Below are 19904 nucleotides of genomic sequence, written 5' to 3'. Positions count from 1 at the left end.
ACGGGTTCTCGTGAACTCTCGGGAAACCCTTCGTGGTGAAGTTGGTGCCCGTGAATTCCTTTGTGCTACCCCTGAAAGGCGTACCGCACCCCCAGCCAGGCTGCCACCAGCAACAGCTCCGCGCTGTACATAAGCCGCACCACGCCGTGGTAGGCGGCCAGGGAGAGCGGTCGTACTGCATCGCCGATGGTCGGCTTCTCCACAACCTTGCCGAAGTAGCGGTTCGCACCGCCGAGTTGCACCCCGAGTGCGCCGGCCGCGGCGGCCTCGGGGAAGCCGCTGTTCGGCGAGGAGTGGTTGCGGCCGTCACGGCGCATGATGCGCCAGGCATTTTTGCCGTTCAACCCGCAAAACGGGGCGGCGAGCACCATGACCAGCCCGGTCAGCCGCGCCGGAAGGTAGTTGGCCAGGTCGTCGAAGCGCGCCGAGGCCCAGCCGAACTCGAGATAGCGCTCGTTTTTGTAGCCGACCATCGAGTCCAGCGTGTTCACCGCCTTGTAAGCTAAGGCAAGTGCCGGGCCGCCCAGTATCAGGTAGCAGAGCGGTGCGATCACGCCGTCGCCGGTGTTTTCGGCAACGGTCTCCACCGCACCCCTGACGATCTCGGGCTCCTCGAGTTCCGCGGTCTCTCTCCCCACGATACACGAGAGCGCGGTCCGGGCACCGGGAAGGTCGCCCCGCTCCAAGGCATGTGCCACCTTGGAGGACTCGAGGTGCAGCGAGCGCGCGGCCAAGGATACCCACCCGAGGTAGCTGGCAACCAGGAGCGCCGCACCCGGCGCGATCAGGTACGCCAGCGCCAGCAGCGAGGAAGCCGCAGCGTAGGTGACACCGACCGTGATAACCAGCAAAAGACACCCGGCGCTACGCGCGCTGGCAACGTTTCGGCGCAGGCGCGGCTCCAGAAAGGAGATGAGCCGCCCTATCGCCACGATGGGATGCGGCAGCGCCCGCGGGTCGCCGAACACCAGGTCGAGCAACACGGCCGCCAGCACTATCGTTATGTCGGTTGGCAAAGAATGCGTAGCAGACCTCATCAGGAAGGTGCATCCGAGAATGCCGGCAACGGTTACCTCGGGGCGGATCATCATCCGCCCGTCGCGCCGGCAGGCACGTAACCTGCGCCAGCGCAACCCGGCACCCTGTTTCGGGCTTCGGCCGTATCCCCGGTGCGGAAGAGGTTGGCGAAGGAGCCCGCGCGAACCTTGTCGACTCCGATCTCCCCGGGGATCAGTTAACTCCGCAGATAGCCAGTATCCGCTCCAGATCCAGGTGCCGCTCCATGTGTTCGGCCAGCTGATCGAAGGGATCGACCTGCGCTGCAACCACGTCCTGCTCCGGGAGCCCCTTCTTGCGCCGCAGCCGGTTCAGGTAGGCGGTTCGGAATGCGTGGTTGTCGAAGATGCCGTGCAGGTAGGTTCCGAAGACGCGGCCATCGGCCGATACTGCCCCGTCGGTCACCCCCGCGGCCTCCCCCGAACGTGAGCCGAGCATCGCGAACGGTCGAGCCGCCGCGCCGAGCGAGGTCTCTCCCATGTGGATCTCGTAGCCGGTGAGAGCCGGTGCACAACCGGGGACCAGTTCCCGGGCGGCAGGCAACAGCTCGGCCTCGACCAGGTGCGTCTCTTTCACCCCGAGCATCACCGTCTCGACATCCAGAAGCTCCAGCCCTGCCACGCGCACCAGCGTCCCCTCGACATGCTCCGGATCGCGCACCAGGTTCCCGAGCATCTGGAACCCGCCGCAGATACCGACGATCGGGCCGCGGAACGCGCGGATCACCTCGGCAAACCCTTTACAGTGCAGGAACTCCAGGTCGGCCAGCGTGGACTTGGTTCCCGGGAGTACCAGAAGGTCCATGGAGAACACCTGGGAAGGATCCTCCAGGTAAAAGAGCGCCAGGTCCGGCTCCGCCTCCAGCGCCGCGAAATCGGTGTAGTTCGAGATGCGCGGCAGCTTGATGACACCGACCTTCAGTTTTCCCGCGGCTGCCGCTTGGGGGGTGGGATTGCCGCGCCGCTGCAGGGCCACGCTGTCCTCCTCGGCGATGCCGAGTTCCTTGAACCAGGGGAGCACACCGAGCACCGGAACCCCGGTCCGCTCCTCGACCTGGCGGATCCCCGGAGTAAGCAGGCTCGCGTCGCCGCGGAACTTGTTGATGATGACACCCTTGACGAGCGCCTTCTCTTCCGGGGTGAGCAACTCCAGGGTCCCCACGATCTGTGCGAAGACCCCGCCGCGATCGATGTCGGCTATCAGGATGGCGGGTGCCTGGGCCATCGCGGCGACCTTCAGGTTCGCGATGTCGTGGGCCCGCAGGTTGATCTCGGCGATGCTGCCGGCGCCTTCCATGACGATGAACGAGTAGCGGGATTTGAGCCTCTCGAAGCTCTCGCGCACCTTCTCGAAGGCCTGCGGCTTGTAGGCGTTGTACTCTTTCACCGCCATGTTGCCGACCGGTTTCCCCTGCACGATCACCTGGCTGCCGGTGTCCGAGTTGGGTTTCAAAAGGATCGGGTTCATGTCGGTGTGCGGCGCGATGCCGCAGGCCTCGGCCTGCACCGCCTGGGCCCGGCCGATCTCGCCCCCTTCCGGGGTGACCGCCGAGTTGAGCGCCATGTTCTGCGACTTGAAGGGGGCGACCGAGATGCCGCGGCGCTTGAGGAGACGGCAGAAGCCGGCGCTCAGGACCGACTTGCCGACGTCGGAGCCGGTGCCGCAGAACATCACGGCGTGGGGAGCGGCAGGGGAGGAGCTGGCATCTTCCCCCTCACCCCGGCCCTCTCCCGCCAGGGGAGAGGGCGAGCTCAGGGAGCCGGAGCCCGCGGGGACAGGCTCCACAGGTGCCTGCCCCCCTTCTGCAGCCTGTCCCCCTTCCGCAGCTACGGCGGGTGCCGTTCTGCGCCTGTTCCGGCTGCCGTCGGGCTCGTAGCCGCGCGGGGTGATGATGCGGCCGTCGGCGCTGATGCGGGTGGCGGCGTTGCCGATGATGACGATGGAGAACATGTCGATGGGGTGGTTCAGCATCTCACCCAAGGTGGTGACGATGCGGGACTCCCCCGAGCGGCAGGCGTTGCGCACGATGCCGACCGGAACCTGCGGGCCGCGTGCCTCGATGAAGATCGCCGCGGCCTCCTCGATCTGGGTCACCCGCCCCTTGCTGCGCGGGTTGTAGAGCGCCACCACGAAGTCGGCCTCGGCCGCGGCGCGCAGGCGCTTGCGGATCAGGTCGATGGGGGTCATCAGGTCCGAAAGGGAGATCACGGCGAAATCGTGCATGAGCGGTGCGCCCAAGACCGAGGCCGCCGCCTGCACCGCGGAGACCCCCGGGACCACGACAATTTCCACATCGCGGTACGGAGAGGGAGGAGCGTCCAGCTTCGGCTCGGCAAGTTCCAGGGCAAGCCCCGCCATCCCGTAGATGCCGGCGTCGCCGCTGGAGACCAGGGCCACCGTTTTCCCCTCGGCTGCGATGGCAAGCGCCTGTTGGCAGCGCTCCACCTCGCGCATCATCCCCGAGGAGACCACCTCTTTCCCAGCCAAAAGCGGCTCGATGAATTCCAGGTAGGTCTGGTAGCCGACTACCACCTCGGCCTGCTCGATCGCCTGGTGCGCCTCAAACGTCATATGGTTCAGGCCGCCGGGACCGATACCTACCACGAAAAGTTTCGACATCAAAAAGACCTCGTTCATTCCTTACCCGACCAAAGCCGGGAGAGTGTCGCGTCAGTTCCCGCTCAGCCTACGCTTTGCGCGATGGCCAAGGTTACATTGCCGCTTTTCACCTTGTGCAGCAGGAGCCTGCCGCCGCCCGACGCAAGGAGCGCCGCCGGTTCGGCGACACCGCGGGCGCCAATTGCGGCCAGGGCGTGCTCCGAGGCGGGACTCGGTGTGTCGACGCCGTTTAACTGCTCGTTGTCGTAGAGTAACAGCGGCAACCCCGAGCTCTCCGCGAACTGCAGCAGTCCCGCTTCGTCTCCCTTGGCCTGGGCGCTGGTGAGGCACCTCACGCTGCGGAAGGAGAGTTCCAGGCGCTCCAGATTTTCCCGGACCACCGACTCGATCTCCTCTGCCGAGGCCCCGCGGTTGCAGCCGATCCCCAGGCAGAGGTTCACCGGCCGCAGCACCAGCATGCGCTCGAAATCGAGCTGCGGCGGGATGATCCGGTTGGTGACGATCACCTGCCCCTGCGCCCCGCTTGCCAGCACCTCGCTCAACTCCTCGAAGTAGGTGAGCTTCCCCTTTCCGGCGCAGTAGCGCTTGACCGCGGAACCGTGGTCCAGCACCGCGATTTCCTCCCCCTCCAGAAGCAGGGCGTTCAGCAGCTTGACGCGGGAGAGGTCTTCGATCAGCCAGCCGTGCTCCTGCGCCAGCATGTCGAAGGAAGGGAGCTGGTTCACATCGGTGGCCGTGGTGATCACCGGAATGGCGCCGGTCAGCTCCGCGCAGTTCTTGGCGAGGGCGTTGGCGCCGCCGATGTGCCCGGAGAGGAGCGAGACCGCGAACTGTCCCGCGTCGTCCAGCACCACTACCGCCGGGTCCCGGTCTTTCGAAGTTAAAAGCGGCGCGATGGTGCGCACCACGATGCCGGTCGCCATGATGAAGACGAACCCGCCGTAGTCGGGCCAGAGCCGGTCCAGCAGCGGCTGCAGCCCGCCGCTGAAGGGATGCGCCTCGCCCTGGGCGTGCTTCTCGATGACGAAGAGCCTGCTCTTGGGGAGACCGCCCTGCAGCTGCGCACCGAGCCGGGCCCCGTTGCGGGTTATGGCGATGATGGCTATCTGCATCCGTCCGTCAGGTGACGATCCCCTCCCGGCAGCCGTGGCTGAAACCCTTGTCGTAGAGAAGCGATTTCGCGCGCATCCCCTCGCTTCTGGCGCGCAGCACGTCGCCCACCAGGATGAGCGCCTGCTTCCCGATGCCGGCCTCTTTCACCTTGCCGGCGATATCTTGAAGCGTCCCCTCGATCACCTGCTCGTCCGGCCAGGAGGCCTTTGCCACCACCGCCGCCGGAGTCGCCGGGGTGTAGGCCCCCTGCAGCAGCTCCGCCACCACCTTCTCGATCATGGAGACGGAGAGGTAGATGACCAGGGTAGCGCCGATGCGGGCGATCTCGCTCAGGCGCTCCCGGTCCGGCACCGGGGTGCGGCCGGCCAGGCGGGTGATGACGACGGTTTGTGAAACCTCCGGCAGGGTAAGCTCCTGCTTCAAGGCCGCCGCGGCGGCAAACGCGCTCGTCACCCCCGGCACCACCTGGTAGCCGATTCCCAGGCGGTCCAACTCCGCCATCTGCTCCTGGATCGCGCCGTAGATGCTCGGGTCGCCGGTGTGCAGGCGCACCACCTTCCGGCCGTCCAGCGCAGCCTGGGCCAGCACGCGGGTGGTCTCCTCCAGGTTCATCCCTGCGGAATCGTAGACCTCGGCGTCGGGCGCATAGCTGCGCACCAGCTCGCGGTCCACCAGGCTCCCGGCGTAGACGATCACCTCCGCCTCTTTGAGCAGCCGGGCGCCCTTCACGGTTATCAGTTCGGCATCGCCGGGACCGGCGCCGACAAAGAAGACTTGAGTCACGTAAGGTTCCTTTTCTTAAGCTGGATATCCCTCCGGAAGCGGAGAGCCGATGGGTGCGGGGAGCCGGGGGGCGGTTAGAGCGCCCCCTTCTTGACGATCAGCATGGAGAGGTAGTCGAGCTTCTGCCCCACCAGGGCCTCGAGGTCGAAGTGGACCTCTTCCTCTTCGGAGCCCACCCGGCGCACGAAGACCCCCTGCCGCTCGCGCCCCAGTTCCTTCAAGAGGGCGTAGACCCGGTCGAAGACCCGGCTCACCTTCATCAGGATGACGGTGTCGAACTCCTCGAGGGTCCGCTTCAACTCGGCGTCCTCGTAGGCTGCCGGCAGGATGGCGATCTTCTCGGCGGCAAGCCCCAGCGGAACGCCGGAGACCGCAGAGGCGGCCAGGATGCTGGAGATCCCGGGGACTATCTCGATCCTGATCTCGGGGTACTTGGCGAGGAAAATTCGGTGGATGTAGAGATAGGTGGAATAGAGGAAGGGGTCCCCGATGGTGATGAAGGCGACGTCCTTGCCCTGGGCGATGCGCTCCGCCACCTGGTCGGCGGCCTCCTCCCAGAACGGGTCGAGCCCCTTTTGATCCTTCACCATGGGAAAGAGCTGGACCAGGACCTCCTGGCGGCTGCGGTCCAGAAACGGCTCCACGATGGAGAGCGCGTAGCTCCCCGCCTCGGCGGCGCCGGTCGGCGCACAGATCACGTCGACGCTTCTTAGGATGCGCTCCGCCTTGCGGGTCAGAAGTTCCGGATCGCCGGGCCCCACACCAACAGCATAGACAACCGCCACTACTCCTCCCCTTTCCAGGCGGTGATCACGTAAACCGGGTTGTGGGCCGCGAACATCTTGTATTCGGTGAGGGTGCGGGTCTTGGAGATGTTGACGCAGGTGACCTCGACGGTGTAGCCGTGGTCTTCCAAAAACTCCACCGATTTGGTGAGGGTGTCGAGGGTTACCGCGTTCAGGACGATGAAGCCGTCGGGCTTCAGGCGCCTATCCACCGCTTCGATGATCTCCTCGAGCATCCCGCCGGAGCCGCCGATGAAGACGCGGTCCGGATCGGGGAGGTCGTCGAGCCCTTCGGGGGCGAAGGCTTCGATGAGCAGCACGTTGCGCGCGGCGAACTTCCTCAGGTTGTCCCTGAGAAAGCCGATGTACTGGGGGTTTTTCTCCAGGGCGAAGATGCGGCCGTTGGGCATCAGGTTGCTCGCCTCGATGGAGACCGACCCGGAGCCCGCGCCGATGTCCCACATCACCAGGTCGTCCTGCAGCTGCAGTTTCCCCAGCGTGATGGCGCGCACCTCTTCCTTGGTGATCAGCTTCTTCGCGGTGGCGAACTCGTCGTCCCGGATGCCGATCACCGGGTAGTTCTCCAGGTTCGGCTCCCAGGTCTTGATCAGGATGAGGATGTTCAAGGGTGAAGAGCTGATCTCGACCAGCCCGCGCACGTCGGTCTTGGTGAACTTCTCGGTGGGGAGCCCCAGGTCCTCGCAGAGCCAGGCCTCGTACCCCTCGGCGCCGCGGCTGATCAGTTCGCGCGCGATGACCGCCGGGCTGTTGTTGGCGTCGGTGAGGACCGCGGTCTTCTCGGAGGCGATGATCCGGTCCAGGGCGGGTTTCAGGCCGCGGCCGTGCACCGAGACGAAGGTGGCGTCGTCCCAGGGCTCCTTGATCCGGGCAAAGGCGTACTGCACGCTCGTTACGTTGGGGTAGATCTCGACGCGGTCCTTGGGGAGGTTGCGCAAAAGGAACCTGCCGACACCGAAGAAGTTCGGATCGCCGGAGCCGAGCACCACGGTCTTCTTGTTGGTGGTCTTCAGGTACTCCAGCATGATGGAGAGGTCTTCCAGGAGCCGTTTCTCACCCTTGAAGGTGGGGAAGATGTCCAGAAGACGCTTGTGGCCGATGAGCACCTCGGCCTGGTCGATCACCTCGAGCGCCTGCTTCCCGAAACCTTCCCATCCTTCGATGCCTGCGCCTACCAGGTAGATTTTCTGCTGTTGCATGGCCGCTCCCCTTGCCCTGCGTCAAACGCCAGTCGTTAAAGTGAGGAAACCGGGCTGCCCGGGCCTCGTCAATGTAATCAATCGCGGTAGAGGGTCTCGCCCTGATATCCGGCCAAGAAGACCCGGACTGCCAGGCCCGGCACCGTTGCGGCGCAGGCCTCGCGCACCTTCCGGCAGACCAGCTCGATGAGCCCCTTGTGGTAACCCGACGCCTCCAGGAGGTGGCGGGCGGTGTTCGCCTCGCGCGCCAGCGGCTCAAGCTGCGCGAGGGTCGGTTCTTCCTTGAGCCACTCCGCCACGGTGGCGAGATCGAGCTCGGAGGAGGAGACGTGGGTCTGCAGGTGCCCGCAGGCGATCTTCACCAGCTTGGCGAACTGCCCGGCGACCACCACCTGCTGCACCCCCTTGGCCGCGCAGCTCTTGATGGCGTAGCCGAAGTGGTCCCCCATCATCACGAAGGCCTCCTCGTGCACCTCGCTTCTGGCCGCCCACTCCCGCTGGACCGCCATCTCCGAGCTGCGCCCGGTAGAGAGCACCACGGTCCGGTTGCCGCAGGCGAGCGCCACGTCGATGGAGGCGTCGACGGTGTCGGTCCAGGCCTTGGTCGAGATCGGTTTCACGACCCCGGTGGTCCCCAGGATGGAGAGCCCCCCCACGATTCCCAGCCGCTCGTTGAGGGTCTTCTTGGCGAGCTCCTCGCCGTTGGGGATGCTGATGGTGAAGGTGAGGGTCCAAGGGACGCAGCGCACCGCGAAGACCTCCTTCACCACCTCCATGATCATCCGGCGCGGCACGGGGTTGATGGCCCACTCCCCGACCGGGACCGCGAGCCCCGGCTTGGTGACCTTGCCGATCCCCACGCCCCCCTTGATGACCAGCCGCCGCCTGGTGAAGTAGTCCACCTTGGCGGTCGCATGGATCTCGGCGCCGTTGGTGATGTCGGGGTCGTCCCCGGCGTCCTTCACGACGTAACAGGTTGCGGTGTTCTCCTCGAGCCTGGCGCCCTGCAGCTTGAAGTGCGCAGTTTCGCCGCAGGGGAGCGTCAGCTCCACCTCGCTGACCAGCGCCTGGTCGCGCAGCATCTGCGCGGCCCCCTTCACTGCCGCGGCAGCGCAGGAACCCGTGGTGTAGCCGTATCTGAGCTTTTTACCGTTCATAGGTGTGGGTCCAGTGATACGGAATTTAGCCAGCAAAAAGATCTGTCGCAGATCTTTTTCTTAAACTTCATCGGGGATTGCCGGGAAAACCACATCCCCTCTCCCGCAAGGGGAGAGGGGACCCGGCGTGCGACGTATCGAAGATAACTACTGCCGCCAGGCGCATGACCTGCCTCAGGACAAAGCGGCAACCCCGGCTACTGCTCAGCCTGGATCAACAGCGCGTTCATCACCGCCGCGGCCACGTTGGAGCCGCCTTTGCGCCCGGTGTTGGTGATGAAGGGGAGCTCGGGGATCTCCCGGGCCAGCTCCTTCAGCGCCTCCTTGCTCTCGGCGGCGCCGACGAAGCCGACCGGCAACCCGACGATGAGCCGGGGGCGCAGGTTCTCCTCGCGGACCAGCCGGATCAGTTCGAAGAGTGCGGTGGGCGCGTTGCCGATCAGGAAGATGCCGTTTCCGGCCTCGCGCCCGGCCCGGCGCATGGCCAGGATCGAGCGGGTGATCTTGAGTTCCTTCGCCTCGCGCGCTACCTCGGGATCCGCCACGTAGCAGGATGCGGTGATCCCGAACGGTTTGAGGCGCAGCTTGCTGACCCCCGAGAGGATCATGGTGGTGTCGCTCACCACGCCTACGCCCTCCCTGATGGCGGCAAGGGCGCTGTCGATGGCGTTTTCCGAGAAGCACATGCTCTGCGACCACTCGAAATCGGCGCTGGTGTGGATCGCGCGCCGCACCACGGGCCACTCGCGCTCGGACCAGCGATGCGCCCCAAGCTCCGCCTCGATGATGCGGAAGGACTCCGCCTCGATCTCCTCGGGGCGCAGGTGCACCGACATCAGTGCCACCCCTCTTCGCTCAGGCTCTCGGCGATCCGTTCGACCACCACCTCGGCGAGCTTGTTGTGCACACCCAGGTGCTTGCCGAGCACCATCTCGACGTCCGGATAGCGCTGGCGCGCCTGCTCCAGTTCCTCGGGGAGGTCCTCCAGAACGTGGGCGCCCAGGTACAGGAAGTAGGGGACCAGGAGGATGCGCTGGGCACCCTGCGCCACGCAGGCGTCCACTCCCTGCTGGATGTTGGGGAGGTGCTGCTCCCGGTAGGAGACCTCGACGATATCGAAAAGGGTAAGCCGCTTCACCCGCTGGGCGATCTCGCGCACTGCGTCGTTGGCCTCGGCGATCCTGCTGCCGTGCGCCATAAGTAGTATTGCCGTCTTCATCGTTGCTCCTGCGTGATAGTTCCAGTCCGAAAACATAGTGTTCTTAAGGGCGTTACCGGGAAACGTCATGACTTTACCAACCTCTGTGATACTCCTTGACCAGCTTTTCCACCGCGCGGCGCGACGGCGCCTTCCAAGGGCCCACCGCGACCAGGTTCAGGTTCTGCGGGTCGAAGAGGGCCCGCGAACTCTCCCTGATCTCCGCGGCGCTGATGCGGCCCGCCTCGATCCGGTCCTCCTCGATGGAGCGCACCAGGCTCATGAGTTCCCCCCAGCCGTAGCGCACCTGCATCTCGTAGGTCGAGTCGGCGCTGTACTCAAGGTCGTAGAAATAGCCGGCCTTGATGCGCTCGAGTTCCGCGTCGCCGACATCCTCAAAGGCCAGGCTCTTCACCTCCCTGAGCACCTCGGATACCGCCAGGAGGAGGTTCTCAGGCGCGGTGGCCAGTTCGATGGCGAAGGCACCGGTCTCCTCGTAGGCCGACAGCGAGGCGTCCACGGAGTAGACGATGCCGAGCTTCTCGCGCAAGGCGAGGTGCAGGCGCGAGCTGCCGCCCCCGCACAGGATGCGCCGGATGAGCCTGAGCCCCATGATGCGCGGGTCGCGCCGGGCAAAGCCGCGAAAGGCGATCTGCAGGTTCACCTGGCTGTCCGAGTCCTTGACGAACAGGGAACGCGGCGCGTCCTGCACCTCGGCTACCGGCACGGGCTCCTTCGCAGGGGCTCCGCTCCAGCCGGCGAAGTGCTCTGCGCAGGCGCTGAAGAAATGCTCGCTGTCCAGTTTCCCCGCCGCCACGATGAGCGCGTTGCCGGGGACGTAGTTCTCCGCCAGGTAGGCGCGCAGGTCCGTCTCGGTGAATCCCTTGATGGTATCGAGGTAGCCTATGGTCGGCATGCCGAGCGGGTGGCCGGGCCAGAGCAGGCGGCTTGCCAGGTTGCTGGTGTTGGTCTCCTCGCCGCGCTCGTTGATGTCCTCGAGCGCCTCCTCGGTGATGATCCGCTTCTCGATCTCGATCCCTTCCAGGCTCGGGGAGAGCAGCATCGAGGAGAACAGGCGCACCCCTTCCGGGATCTGGTCGGGGTGGACGCGCGAGAAGTAGCAGGTGGTCTCCTCGTCGGTCGCCGCGTTCACGCTGCCGCCGATGGCCTCGAAGGCGATCTCCAGCTCCAGGTTGGAGGCGAACTCGCGGGAGCCGCGAAACAGCATGTGCTCCAGGAAGTGGGAGATCCCCGCCTTTTCGGGCGGGTCGTTGCGGCCGCCGGCCTTCAGGTAGACCGCCAGTTCGGCGCTGTGCAGGTGCGGCATGTCGACGGCCACCAGTCGCAACCCGTTGGCCAAGGTCTTGGTACTGCAAGAAAGCATAGAACTCCTAGAACCCGGAAGGCCGTCACAGGCGTGCGCCAGGCGCCTGCGGGGTACGGCCGGTCCGGAGGATCAAGTTAGCGAAGCGCCCTGCATGGTGAGCCAGGCGACGGCGGCGTAGCGGACCAGCTTACCCGCAAAGACCAGGACCGAAAAGCGCAAAAAGCCTATCCGAAGCACCCCTCCTACCAGGCAGAGCGGATCTCCGACCACCGGCAGCCAGGAAAGAAGCAGCGAATAGGACCCGAACTTCCCGTAGATCCTCTCGGCCCGCTGGGTGGCGCGCTCGTCCATGCGCAGCACCTTCACCCTGAGGAACTCGCCACCATACAGGCCGATGGCGTAGCTGGTCAAGGCCCCAAGGTAATTGCCCAGCGTGGCAACGGCCACCACCTGCGCCGGATCGTACTTGGCGAGGAGCATGGCGACCAGGAGCCATTCCGAGCCCAGGGGGATCAGCGTCGAAGCGAGAAAACTCAAAAGAAACAGCGAGCCGTAACCGTAGCTGGTAAGCCAGTCGTGCATTGCAGCCAAATTAGCGGAAACCATTTGGATTGTCAAACAACTTGGTGTACTGGAGCTAGAGTTTTTTCCCGGTTGGCTTAGAGAGAATCCCGCCTTTTCTCACTGTCTCAGCGCCATCGTTTGCCCGACAGCCGATAAGGAACAACCCCGCCTGTGAGGGAGCTTTCCCTGAGCTCAGCCAGCCCCTCCTGCGCACCCCGCATCCCGTAAACACTTTTTCCTTGACATCGACAGGACAAACTGGCAGATACTAGCGCCATGATCAACACTGGCTACTTTACCTTTAGCAACTTTTACTTTTGGTACGGCTTTTATTTTAGGCCGTCGCCCCGGGTAGAGTTGTAATTTGAGGTAGCCGAAAACCAAAAATTACGAACCGAAAGCCGGGGTGGGACAGGAGCCTCCCCCCTCTTTCCGGTTCTCAGAAGCCGAAATAGCACGAACAGAAACAGGGCCGGGGGGCAATCCTTCCGGCCCTGTCGCTTTTGGGGGACCACACGGAGGAGGGAGCATGATCGTCGTCATGAAGTCGGGAGCAGCGCGGAAGGACCGGGACGAAGTAACCAAGAGGATCAAGGAACTGGGCTACACGCCGCACATCATCCACGGCACCACCCGTGACGTGATCGGGGCGGTGGGGGACGAGCGGGGCAAGAGCGTGTTGCAGGCCCTGGAGTCGATGCCGGGCGTGGAGAGCGTGGTCCCCATCCTGCAGCCCTACAAGCTCGCCTCCAAGGAAGTGAAGAAAGAGGCGAGCGTGGTGCGCATCTCGGACAGCCTCGCTATCGGCGGCAGCGAGCTTGTCGTCATGGCCGGTCCCTGCTCGGTGGAGAGCGAGAGCCAGATCATCGAGAGTGCGCAAGCCGTAAAGGCGGCCGGCGCCCAGATGCTGAGGGGCGGCGCCTTCAAGCCGCGCACCTCCCCCTACTCCTTCCAGGGGCTCGAGGAGGAGGGCCTCAAGTTCCTCGCCAAGGCCCGCGAGCTGACCGGGCTCCCCTTCGTGACCGAGGTGATCGATCCCGACTCCGTCGACCTGGTCGCCTCCTACGCCGACATGCTGCAGATCGGCGCGAGGAACTCGCAGAACTTCGCCCTCCTTAAGAAGGTGGGGCAGATCAACAAGCCGATCCTCTTGAAGCGCGGCATGTCGATGACCATCCAGGAGTTCCTGATGAGCGCCGAGTACATCATGAGCGAGGGGAACCAGTCCGTCATCCTCTGCGAGCGCGGCATCCGCACCTTCGAGACCGCCACCCGCAACACCCTCGACCTCTCGGCGATCCCGGTCCTCAAGGCGAAGACCCACCTCCCGATCGTGATCGACCCCTCGCACGGGACCGGCAACTACCACTACATCGCCCCCATGTCCTACGCGGCGGTGGCCGCAGGTGCCGACGGTCTGATCATCGAGGTGCACCCGGACCCGGAGAAGGCCTCCTCCGACGGCCCGCAGTCCTTAAAGCCCAAGAAGTTCGCGGCCCTCATGGACAAGCTGAAGCTCTTCGCGGCCGCCGCGGACAAAACCCTGTAGCCACGAAGCACCACATTCGTTCCCACGCTCCGGCGTGGGAATGCCTCGGGGGACGCTCCGGCGTCCCCGGTTCGAGGGCCGCCGGCAGCTCGCCCGCGCCTCCTTTTGCGGTATCATTGGTGCGACCTGAATCCGTAGGAGGTGCCCATGGCCCGAATCGTTCTGCTTATGCTCCTCGCTCTTTCGCTTTTCGCCCTCCCCGCCGAGGCGCGTCGCAAGGCAGAGCCGCGCCCCCCGGGCAGCGACGAGCAGGCCGTCATCCAGGATCTGGAAAAGATCCTCGACCTCTGGCGCGACGGCCGCTACGCCGAGCTCTACGACCGGACCGCCGGCGGCAAGGAAGGGAAGGAGCGCTTCGCTCAGAAGCTTGCCGCCGCCCCGCGCAAGCCCGCCTGCTGTTGGGAGAAGATCCAGGAAGCCCGCGTCTCCTTCAAGGGAGACCGCGCAGCGACGGTGCACGCGAAGCTCGGCTTCGAGGGGAGCGTCCCCGGCACCGAGTACGTCACCAAGGGGATCAAACTTAAACGCGAGGACAGCGTCTGGGTGATCTCACAGTCCGACCTCTTCTCATTGGCCGAGCTTACCAAGAAGCGCGCCCGCTACAAATACCTGCCGATCCAGCCCAAATAAGATGAATGGGCTCCGCCCGGCGCCCTGTCCCTTTAGAACGTCTCTGTCCCCTGAACGCCTTTTTGGCAGAAGCATATCCCCCCCTCCCTTGACGGGAGGGGGTCGGGGGGTGGGTGAAGTTGCCATTTGTGAAGAGATGGCGCCTTCCCCCTCACCCTGTCCCTCTGACCCCGCCGGAACAATCTCGTAGCTTCCTCGGAACAACATTTTTTGAAGTCCCTCCGACGATCAGCGTAACCCGCAGCACTCCATCCACGTAGCGCAGCCCTTCCCCCCGCGTCCCCTCCTTTGCAAAAGGAGGGACAGGGAGGATTCGCCTTGGCGCTGCCGCTGACTCCATCCGCCCCCTCTCCTAAGTCAATCCCCCCGCCCTTCAATGAGCTTGACCCTTTCCACCCCTTCCGGTACTCTAAGCCACATGTCTATAATGAAAAAAACTGTCCCCACGAAGCCGGAACTCCTCTCTCCCGCAGGTTCCCTGGAAGCCTTTTTCGCCGCCATGGAAAAAGGCGCCGATGCCGTCTATGCAGGGCTCAAAGACTTCTCCGCCCGCGCCAAAGCCAAGAACTTCTCCCTCTCCCAGATGGAGCGCATGACCTCCTATGCCCGCGGCACCGGCAAGAAGGTCTACGTGACGCTCAACACGCTGGTTAAGGAAAATGAGCTCCCCCAACTGGTTGACACCCTGGCCGCCCTGGAGGCGATGCGGGTGGACGGGGTGATCCTGCAGGACCTCGCGGTGGCCCGCCTGGCCCGCGAGTTCTTCCCCGGCATCCCGCTGCACGCCTCGACCCAGATGACCATCCACAACTCGCTGGGCGTGCGCCAGCTCGAGGAGCTCGGCTTCGAGCGCGTGGTGCTTGCCCGCGAGCTGCACATCGACGAGATCAAGACCATCGTCGAGGCGAGCCGCGCCGAGATCGAGTGCTTCATCCACGGCGCGCTCTGCTTCTCCATCTCCGGGCAGTGCTACTTCTCGTCCTTCTTGGGCGGCCACAGCGGCAACCGCGGGCGCTGCGCGCAGCCCTGCCGGCGCCAGTACAAGCACAAGGGGAAGGAGGGGTACTACCTCTCCACCAACGACTTCTCCAGCATCGAGATGATCCCGGCGCTCATGGAGGCCGGCGTCCACTCGCTCAAGATCGAGGGGCGCATGAAGTCCGCCGAGTACGTGGCGAGCGTCATCGGGGCCTACCGGATGGTACTGGACTCCGCCCCCGAAAACTACGCCGCCGCGGTCACCGAGGCTAAGGGGCTGCTCAAGCAATCCTTCGGGCGGGTCCCCACCAAGGGGTTCCTCGCCTCGCACCAGCCGACCGACATCTCCACCCCGTCCATCAAGGGGGCCACCGGCCGCTACCTGGGGGACATCCGCGAGATCCGCGGCAACCGGATCAGCTTCGACACCCGGGACCGCCTCTTCGTCGGGGACCGGATCCGGGTCCAACCCAAATCCGATATGGCGGGACGCGCCTTCACCATCAAGGAACTCTTTGTCGTCGGCAAACCGGTGAAGCAGGTGAAGGAAAACACCCTGGTCAGCACCCCCTCCCCCTTCCCGTTCAAGCTGGGGGACTCGGTCTTCAAGGTCTCCTCCGAGACCGCCTTCACCATGAGCGAGAACGCCTGTCTGAAACGGCTCGACTCGGTGAAGGGTGACAGTATCCCCTGCATCCTGAACATCTCCTATGCAGACCAGGGGATGCAGATCGAGGCGGAGGTGTTCCGCACCAGGTTCAGCACCCGGTTTGACCTGGGCGAACTTGAGGCGGCGCGCACCAGCGACATGGAAGGGGTGCTCAGGGGACAGTTCTCCAAGACCGGCGACACCCAGTTCACCCTCGCCAAGCTGAGCGCCCCGGACTTCCCCGCGCTCCTCATCCCGGCCGCCAAGCTCAAAGATATCCGGCGCGTCTTCTACGCCTGGCTCGCCGAGGCAACCGTGGGGGCGCTGAAGCAGAAAAGCGGCGAGGGGCGCAAGCGGGCCCTTGCCTCCCTGGTGCGCCAGCGCCCATCAGTCCCCCACAAGGGGAAGGAGGAGTTGGCGGTTCGGCTCGAGCAGCTCAAGGACTGGCACGAACTGCACCGCGACATGGTGGACGAGATCATCCTCCCGGTATCGCGCGCCAACCTGCACCAGATCCCGCAGTACCTGCGCAAGCTTAAAGGGTACGAGGCCCGCATCGTCTGGCAGCTCCCCTTCATGATCTTCGAAGCGGACCTCGCTTTCTACCAGGAGGCGGTCCAGTACCTGCTCCGTTCCGGATTGAAGCGCTTCGAGCTCACCAACCTCTCCCAGTTCCAGTTCTTCAAGGGGACCGATGCCGAGCTCTCTACCGATTACCGGCTCTACTCGCTGAACACCCAGGCGCTTTTGAGCTGGCAGGAACTCGGCGCCACCCGGGCGACCCTGTACATAGAGGACGACCGGGAGAACCTGGCGCAACTTCTGGGGGCCGAGCTGAAGATCAAGCGCGGCACCCTCCTCTTCGCGCCGGTCCCGGTGATCACCTCGAAGATCGCGATCAAGGAGGTGAAGGGGGACGCCGGGCTCGTCTCGGACCGCGGCGACCAGTACGCGGTGAAGGTAAAGGACCGCCTCACCGTGGTCAGTGCCGAGACGCCCTTCGCGCTCACCCAGTACCGCAGCGAACTGCGCCAGCTGGGGTGCGGAAGTTTCCTCCTCGACGTCTCCCAGCTCGCCCCCGAACAGCGCGAGCGCGTCCTGGAGGCCTACCGCAAAGGCCAGTCACTCCCCGGCGCCTCGGAATTTAACTACACTGCGGGATTGGTCTAAAGAGTAAAATGGGCAGGTGGGCCAGCGCGCTTAAGGTCCCCTCTTTGGCAGTCCGGCCCGAAGCCCCGGGCGTTTGGCTCCTTGAAAGGCAGGTGCACAAAGACATGTCACTCTTTGACAAGATCGCAGGGAAATTACAGGAGAAAAATCCTGCACTGGCCGAGCTCATGAAGGAGCAGAAGCTCCATGATCTCTTCACCAGGCGCGAGTTCCGCATCTCGCAGGCCTACCTGCAGCGCGAGTTCTTGAGCCGGGCCCAGGACGAGGAGCTGATCGAGCTCTCCATCGAGCTCTGTAACGGCTACGGCGAGGTCTCCGGAAAGATGAAGAAACGGCTCCTGCCGGCCATCCCGTTCTCGGCCACCTTCACCATCCAGGGGATGGAGTTCAGCCCGGCACGCAAGTACGTGCTGCTGAAGCTGGAGCAGGTGGCACCGCTCGACATCGATTGGCTGACCCGCAAGGTGGTCGAACACATACCTTTTTTAACCTGCAGCGGCAATCTCATCACCTGCGACCTGAACCGGGTCCCCACGTTGGCGGAACTCTTCGCCCGCCGGGTACGCCTGGGCTCGCGCGAACTGAACGGCTGGGACCTCGTCACGCTGAAGGAACTTACCCTGAAACAGGGAGAAATCGTAGGAAGAGTGGGGGTAGTGATTTAATGGATTATTTGGTGCGCATCATAACCAAGGCCGGCAACGTGCGCGGGCTCGCCTGCCTCACCACCGGTCTCGTGGAAGATATCTGCAAACGGCACGGCACGCTCCCTACCGCTTCGGCCGCCCTGGGGCGGGCACTGACGGCGGGGACACTCATGGGAGCGTTCCTGAAGACCGGTCAGCGGGTGGCGCTGCGTTTCGAGGGAAACGGACCGCTCAAAAAGATCGTCGTCGAGGCCGACAGTAACGGCAGCGTGCGCGGCTACGTGGGGGACCCGGAGGTGAACCTGCAAAAGCCGGACGGCTCTCTCGACGTTCCGGGTGCCATCGGCCGGGCCGGCTTTCTCACCGTTGCCAAAGACCTCGGCATGCGCGAACCCTACAGCGGCACGGTCCAGCTCTACACGAGCCAGATCGCCCAGGACCTGGCGCTCTACCTGGTCGAATCGGAGCAGATCCCCTCCGCGGTGGGACTCGCCGAGTACGTGGAGCCGACCGGGGAGGTCGCGGTAGCGGGCGGCTTCCTGATCCAGGCGGTGCCGCCGGTCGATCCGGACGTGATCGAGGAGCTCATGGCGCGCATCGAACAGCTGCCGCCACTGAGCCAGCTGCTGCGCGAGGGGAAGACGCCGGAAGAGATCCTGGAACTCCTCTTTGCCGGGATCCCCTACGACATCCTGGAGAAGAGGGAGCTCCGCTTTGCCTGCAGTTGCAGCCGGGAACGGATTGAGCGGGTGCTGATCTCGATGGGGAGGAAGGAGCTGGCCTCGCTGCGCGAGGAGCAGCACGGGGCAGAGGTCACCTGCGAGTTCTGCGGCGAGCGCTACAGCTTCAGCGAGGCCGACCTGGTCGGTCTCATTGCGGGGATGACCGAGGGAGAGGCTCAGGCGTAGAGGGAGAAGCCGGTCGCGTCCTGGGCATCTCGCGCTATAATGACCCAGTCGACCAGCACGGACATTCCGGAGGAGCCCATGCGCATCTACGACATCACCCTCCCGCTTTCGTCACAGCTCCCGGTCTATCCCGGGGATTGCGGCTTTGAACTCTCCCCCTGGAACCGGATCGCCAACGGCGACGAGGCCAACGTCTCCCGGCTCTCCTTCTGCAACCACGCCGGAACCCACCTCGACCCGCCGCGCCACTTCGACGATGCGGGAGCGACCATCGACGAGATCCCGCTGGAGCGCCTGGTCGGCCGGGCCCTGGTGCTGGAACTCGAGGAGACCAAGGTGATCGGACGCAAGGAGCTGCACCGGCTTCCGGTCCGCGGCGTGGAGCGGCTCCTCTTAAAGACCGGGAACTCCCGGCTCTGGCAGGAGTCGGGCTTCTCGCCGGACTTCGCCGCGCTCTCCGTGGACGGCGCCCAGTACCTGGTCGAGGCGGGGGTGAAGCTCGTGGGGATCGACTACCTCTCCATCGAAGGGATGGACGGCGACGGCACGGTGCACCGGACCCTTTTGAAAAACGACGTGCTGGTTGTTGAGGGGCTGAACCTGGAGGGGATCGATCCGGGAGAGTACGAGCTTATCTGTCTGCCGCTCAAGGTGAAGGGGGGAGACGGGGCGCCCGTACGGGCTCTATTGCGGGGCTCTGCAGCTGGCGGCGGGCTCGCCTTCGACCCGCACACGACGAAATGGCCGGTCTCCTGACCGGCCATTTCTTTTGTATCGACTACTGTTTCTGGTCCTTCTTGTCGCAGCAGGGCTTGGCCTGCTTCTTCTGCATCTTGGCGCACTTGTCACACCCGGCCTTGGCCTTGGCGGACTTGTCGCAGCACGGCTTGGCAGCGCCTTCCTTCATCTTGGCGCACTTCTCACACCCCGCACCGGCCTTCGCCCCCTTGTCGCAGCACGGCTTTCCTTCCGCCGCTTTCATCTTCGGGCAGTTCTCACAGCCGGCCGCAGCCTTGGCTTCCTTGTCGCAGCAGGGCTTGCCGGCCCCCCCCTTCATCTTCGCGCAGTGCTCGCAGCCGGCCATCGCCTTCTTGTCGCACCCTTTCTCCGCGCACGGTTTGCCACCCTGCATCTTGGCGCAGTGCTCGCACCCGGCAGCCTGAGCTTCTTGCGCCGGAGCGGCCTTTTCAGCAGCCGCCGCTTTGGGACACTTGTCGCACCCCGCCGGAGCACCGGCCGGTTCGTTGGCCCAGACCGAGAAGGCACAGGCAACGGCAAACACTAGGGGAAATACGATCCTCAACATTTTCTTCATAAGACCCTCCTGCAGCTAGATGCTACGACAGTTAATTCCGGTTCTGTGACAGTACATGTACGACAATCCGGTGCGATAGTCAAAGTTTTCCGCACAAAACGTGCGGGTATTCTCCGCCTGGCCCACTGCCATCAAAACTGAGCGCCCAGGCCTTTGCAGCCCGCGCCAGGTTCGGAAGGATTTCCGGGATTTTCGGGTACCACATCTCCCCCTCCCTCGACGGGAGGGGGCCGGGGGGT

Annotated in this window: 18 protein-coding genes; 6 read left to right on the top strand and 12 right to left on the bottom strand. The window is 64.5% G+C overall.

Annotation, left to right across the window (positions count from 1 at the left end):
* Positions 1 to 65: 65 nt before the first annotated feature.
* The 11 genes from cbiB to GMST_RS07865 all read right to left on the bottom strand — a co-directional run bounded on the left by cbiB (position 66) and on the right by GMST_RS07865 (position 11837).
* Positions 66 to 1037 carry an adenosylcobinamide-phosphate synthase CbiB gene (gene cbiB, locus GMST_RS07915; protein WP_183354092.1) on the bottom strand — a complete coding sequence of 324 codons (972 nt, stop codon included), beginning with the start codon at positions 1035 to 1037 and terminating at the stop codon, positions 66 to 68.
* Between the two features lie 193 nt (positions 1038 to 1230).
* Positions 1231 to 3675 carry a cobyric acid synthase gene (locus GMST_RS07910; RefSeq protein WP_183354091.1) on the bottom strand — a complete coding sequence of 815 codons (2445 nt, stop codon included), beginning with the start codon at positions 3673 to 3675 and terminating at the stop codon, positions 1231 to 1233.
* Between the two features lie 62 nt (positions 3676 to 3737).
* Complete coding sequence (locus GMST_RS07905; protein WP_183354090.1) at positions 3738 to 4787, bottom strand: cobalt-precorrin 5A hydrolase; 1050 nt, start codon at positions 4785 to 4787, stop codon at positions 3738 to 3740.
* A gap of 7 nt (positions 4788 to 4794) precedes the next feature.
* Positions 4795 to 5571, bottom strand: coding sequence for a precorrin-4 C(11)-methyltransferase (cobM, locus tag GMST_RS07900; RefSeq protein WP_183354089.1), 777 nt, complete (start codon positions 5569 to 5571; stop codon positions 4795 to 4797).
* A 74-nt stretch (positions 5572 to 5645) separates the two neighbouring features.
* Positions 5646 to 6356 carry a precorrin-2 C(20)-methyltransferase gene (gene cobI, locus GMST_RS07895; RefSeq protein ID WP_183354088.1) on the bottom strand — a complete coding sequence of 237 codons (711 nt, stop codon included), beginning with the start codon at positions 6354 to 6356 and terminating at the stop codon, positions 5646 to 5648.
* Positions 6356 to 7573 carry a precorrin-6y C5,15-methyltransferase (decarboxylating) subunit CbiE gene (gene cbiE, locus GMST_RS07890; RefSeq protein WP_183354087.1) on the bottom strand — a complete coding sequence of 406 codons (1218 nt, stop codon included), beginning with the start codon at positions 7571 to 7573 and terminating at the stop codon, positions 6356 to 6358. Before cbiE ends, cobI begins: the two co-directional genes overlap by 1 nt.
* 77 nt (positions 7574 to 7650) lie before the next feature.
* Positions 7651 to 8730: a cobalt-precorrin-5B (C(1))-methyltransferase gene (locus tag GMST_RS07885; protein WP_183354086.1), complete on the bottom strand. Its 1080-nt coding sequence runs from the start codon at positions 8728 to 8730 to the stop codon at positions 7651 to 7653.
* 197 nt (positions 8731 to 8927) lie between these two features.
* Positions 8928 to 9566, bottom strand: a complete 639-nt coding sequence (locus tag GMST_RS07880; protein ID WP_183354085.1) for a precorrin-8X methylmutase — start codon at positions 9564 to 9566, stop codon at positions 8928 to 8930.
* Positions 9566 to 9949, bottom strand: coding sequence for a sirohydrochlorin chelatase (locus GMST_RS07875; RefSeq protein WP_183354084.1), 384 nt, complete (start codon positions 9947 to 9949; stop codon positions 9566 to 9568). The genes GMST_RS07880 and GMST_RS07875 overlap by 1 nt, the downstream gene beginning before the upstream one ends.
* 73 nt (positions 9950 to 10022) lie before the next feature.
* Positions 10023 to 11312 (bottom strand): M16 family metallopeptidase, encoded by a 1290-nt coding sequence (locus GMST_RS07870; protein WP_183354083.1) that lies wholly within the window; start codon positions 11310 to 11312, stop codon positions 10023 to 10025.
* A 72-nt stretch (positions 11313 to 11384) separates the two neighbouring features.
* Positions 11385 to 11837: a YqaA family protein gene (locus tag GMST_RS07865; RefSeq protein ID WP_183354082.1), complete on the bottom strand. Its 453-nt coding sequence runs from the start codon at positions 11835 to 11837 to the stop codon at positions 11385 to 11387.
* Positions 11838 to 12348: 511 nt separating this feature from the next.
* Between GMST_RS07865 and aroF the strand changes: the two genes are divergently transcribed.
* From aroF to GMST_RS07835, 6 genes are all read left to right on the top strand, one after another.
* Positions 12349 to 13368: a 3-deoxy-7-phosphoheptulonate synthase gene (aroF, locus tag GMST_RS07860; protein ID WP_183354081.1), complete on the top strand. Its 1020-nt coding sequence runs from the start codon at positions 12349 to 12351 to the stop codon at positions 13366 to 13368.
* A 147-nt stretch (positions 13369 to 13515) separates the two neighbouring features.
* Entirely contained in the window at positions 13516 to 13998 is a 483-nt protein-coding gene (locus GMST_RS07855; protein WP_183354080.1) for a hypothetical protein, read from the top strand.
* Positions 13999 to 14425: 427 nt separating this feature from the next.
* On the top strand, positions 14426 to 16795 hold the full coding sequence (locus GMST_RS07850; RefSeq protein WP_443093440.1) for a peptidase U32 family protein: 2370 nt from the start codon (positions 14426 to 14428) through the stop codon (positions 16793 to 16795).
* A 104-nt stretch (positions 16796 to 16899) separates the two neighbouring features.
* Positions 16900 to 17460, top strand: a complete 561-nt coding sequence (locus GMST_RS07845; RefSeq protein WP_183354078.1) for a hypothetical protein — start codon at positions 16900 to 16902, stop codon at positions 17458 to 17460.
* Positions 17460 to 18350, top strand: a complete 891-nt coding sequence (hslO, locus tag GMST_RS07840) for an Hsp33 family molecular chaperone HslO (protein WP_183354077.1) — start codon at positions 17460 to 17462, stop codon at positions 18348 to 18350. Before GMST_RS07845 ends, hslO begins: the two co-directional genes overlap by 1 nt.
* Positions 18351 to 18428: 78 nt before the next feature.
* The gene (locus tag GMST_RS07835) at positions 18429 to 19106 is read left to right on the top strand and encodes a cyclase family protein (protein ID WP_183354076.1); all 678 of its coding nucleotides are present in this window, start codon (positions 18429 to 18431) and stop codon (positions 19104 to 19106) included.
* 22 nt (positions 19107 to 19128) lie between these two features.
* Here the strand turns inward: GMST_RS07835 and GMST_RS07830 are convergent, their stop codons facing one another.
* Positions 19129 to 19665 (bottom strand): hypothetical protein, encoded by a 537-nt coding sequence (locus tag GMST_RS07830; RefSeq protein ID WP_183354075.1) that lies wholly within the window; start codon positions 19663 to 19665, stop codon positions 19129 to 19131.
* Positions 19666 to 19904: the final 239 nt, after the last annotated feature.

It is taken from the genome of Geomonas silvestris, assembly GCF_014193515.1.
Lineage (GTDB): Bacteria > Desulfobacterota > Desulfuromonadia > Geobacterales > Geobacteraceae > Geomonas > Geomonas silvestris.
Note: the sequence above shows the minus strand (reverse complement) of the source record. Positions and strands in the feature narration are given on the sequence as shown.

Coding starts and splice junctions, on each gene's coding strand:
- GMST_RS07835 (WP_183354076.1), top strand. CDS start 18,429: ATGCGCATCTACGACATCACCCTCCCGCTTTCGTCACAGCTCCCGGTC.
- cbiE (WP_183354087.1), bottom strand. CDS start 7,573: ATGCAACAGCAGAAAATCTACCTGGTAGGCGCAGGCATCGAAGGATGG.
- GMST_RS07870 (WP_183354083.1), bottom strand. CDS start 11,312: ATGCTTTCTTGCAGTACCAAGACCTTGGCCAACGGGTTGCGACTGGTG.
- GMST_RS07845 (WP_183354078.1), top strand. CDS start 16,900: ATGTCACTCTTTGACAAGATCGCAGGGAAATTACAGGAGAAAAATCCT.
- GMST_RS07875 (WP_183354084.1), bottom strand. CDS start 9,949: ATGAAGACGGCAATACTACTTATGGCGCACGGCAGCAGGATCGCCGAG.
- GMST_RS07850 (WP_443093440.1), top strand. CDS start 14,426: ATGAAAAAAACTGTCCCCACGAAGCCGGAACTCCTCTCTCCCGCAGGT.
- aroF (WP_183354081.1), top strand. CDS start 12,349: ATGATCGTCGTCATGAAGTCGGGAGCAGCGCGGAAGGACCGGGACGAA.
- cbiB (WP_183354092.1), bottom strand. CDS start 1,037: ATGAGGTCTGCTACGCATTCTTTGCCAACCGACATAACGATAGTGCTG.
- GMST_RS07910 (WP_183354091.1), bottom strand. CDS start 3,675: ATGTCGAAACTTTTCGTGGTAGGTATCGGTCCCGGCGGCCTGAACCAT.
- GMST_RS07855 (WP_183354080.1), top strand. CDS start 13,516: ATGGCCCGAATCGTTCTGCTTATGCTCCTCGCTCTTTCGCTTTTCGCC.
- GMST_RS07865 (WP_183354082.1), bottom strand. CDS start 11,837: ATGCACGACTGGCTTACCAGCTACGGTTACGGCTCGCTGTTTCTTTTG.
- hslO (WP_183354077.1), top strand. CDS start 17,460: ATGGATTATTTGGTGCGCATCATAACCAAGGCCGGCAACGTGCGCGGG.
- GMST_RS07885 (WP_183354086.1), bottom strand. CDS start 8,730: ATGAACGGTAAAAAGCTCAGATACGGCTACACCACGGGTTCCTGCGCT.
- GMST_RS07830 (WP_183354075.1), bottom strand. CDS start 19,665: ATGAAGAAAATGTTGAGGATCGTATTTCCCCTAGTGTTTGCCGTTGCC.
- GMST_RS07905 (WP_183354090.1), bottom strand. CDS start 4,787: ATGCAGATAGCCATCATCGCCATAACCCGCAACGGGGCCCGGCTCGGT.
- GMST_RS07880 (WP_183354085.1), bottom strand. CDS start 9,566: ATGTCGGTGCACCTGCGCCCCGAGGAGATCGAGGCGGAGTCCTTCCGC.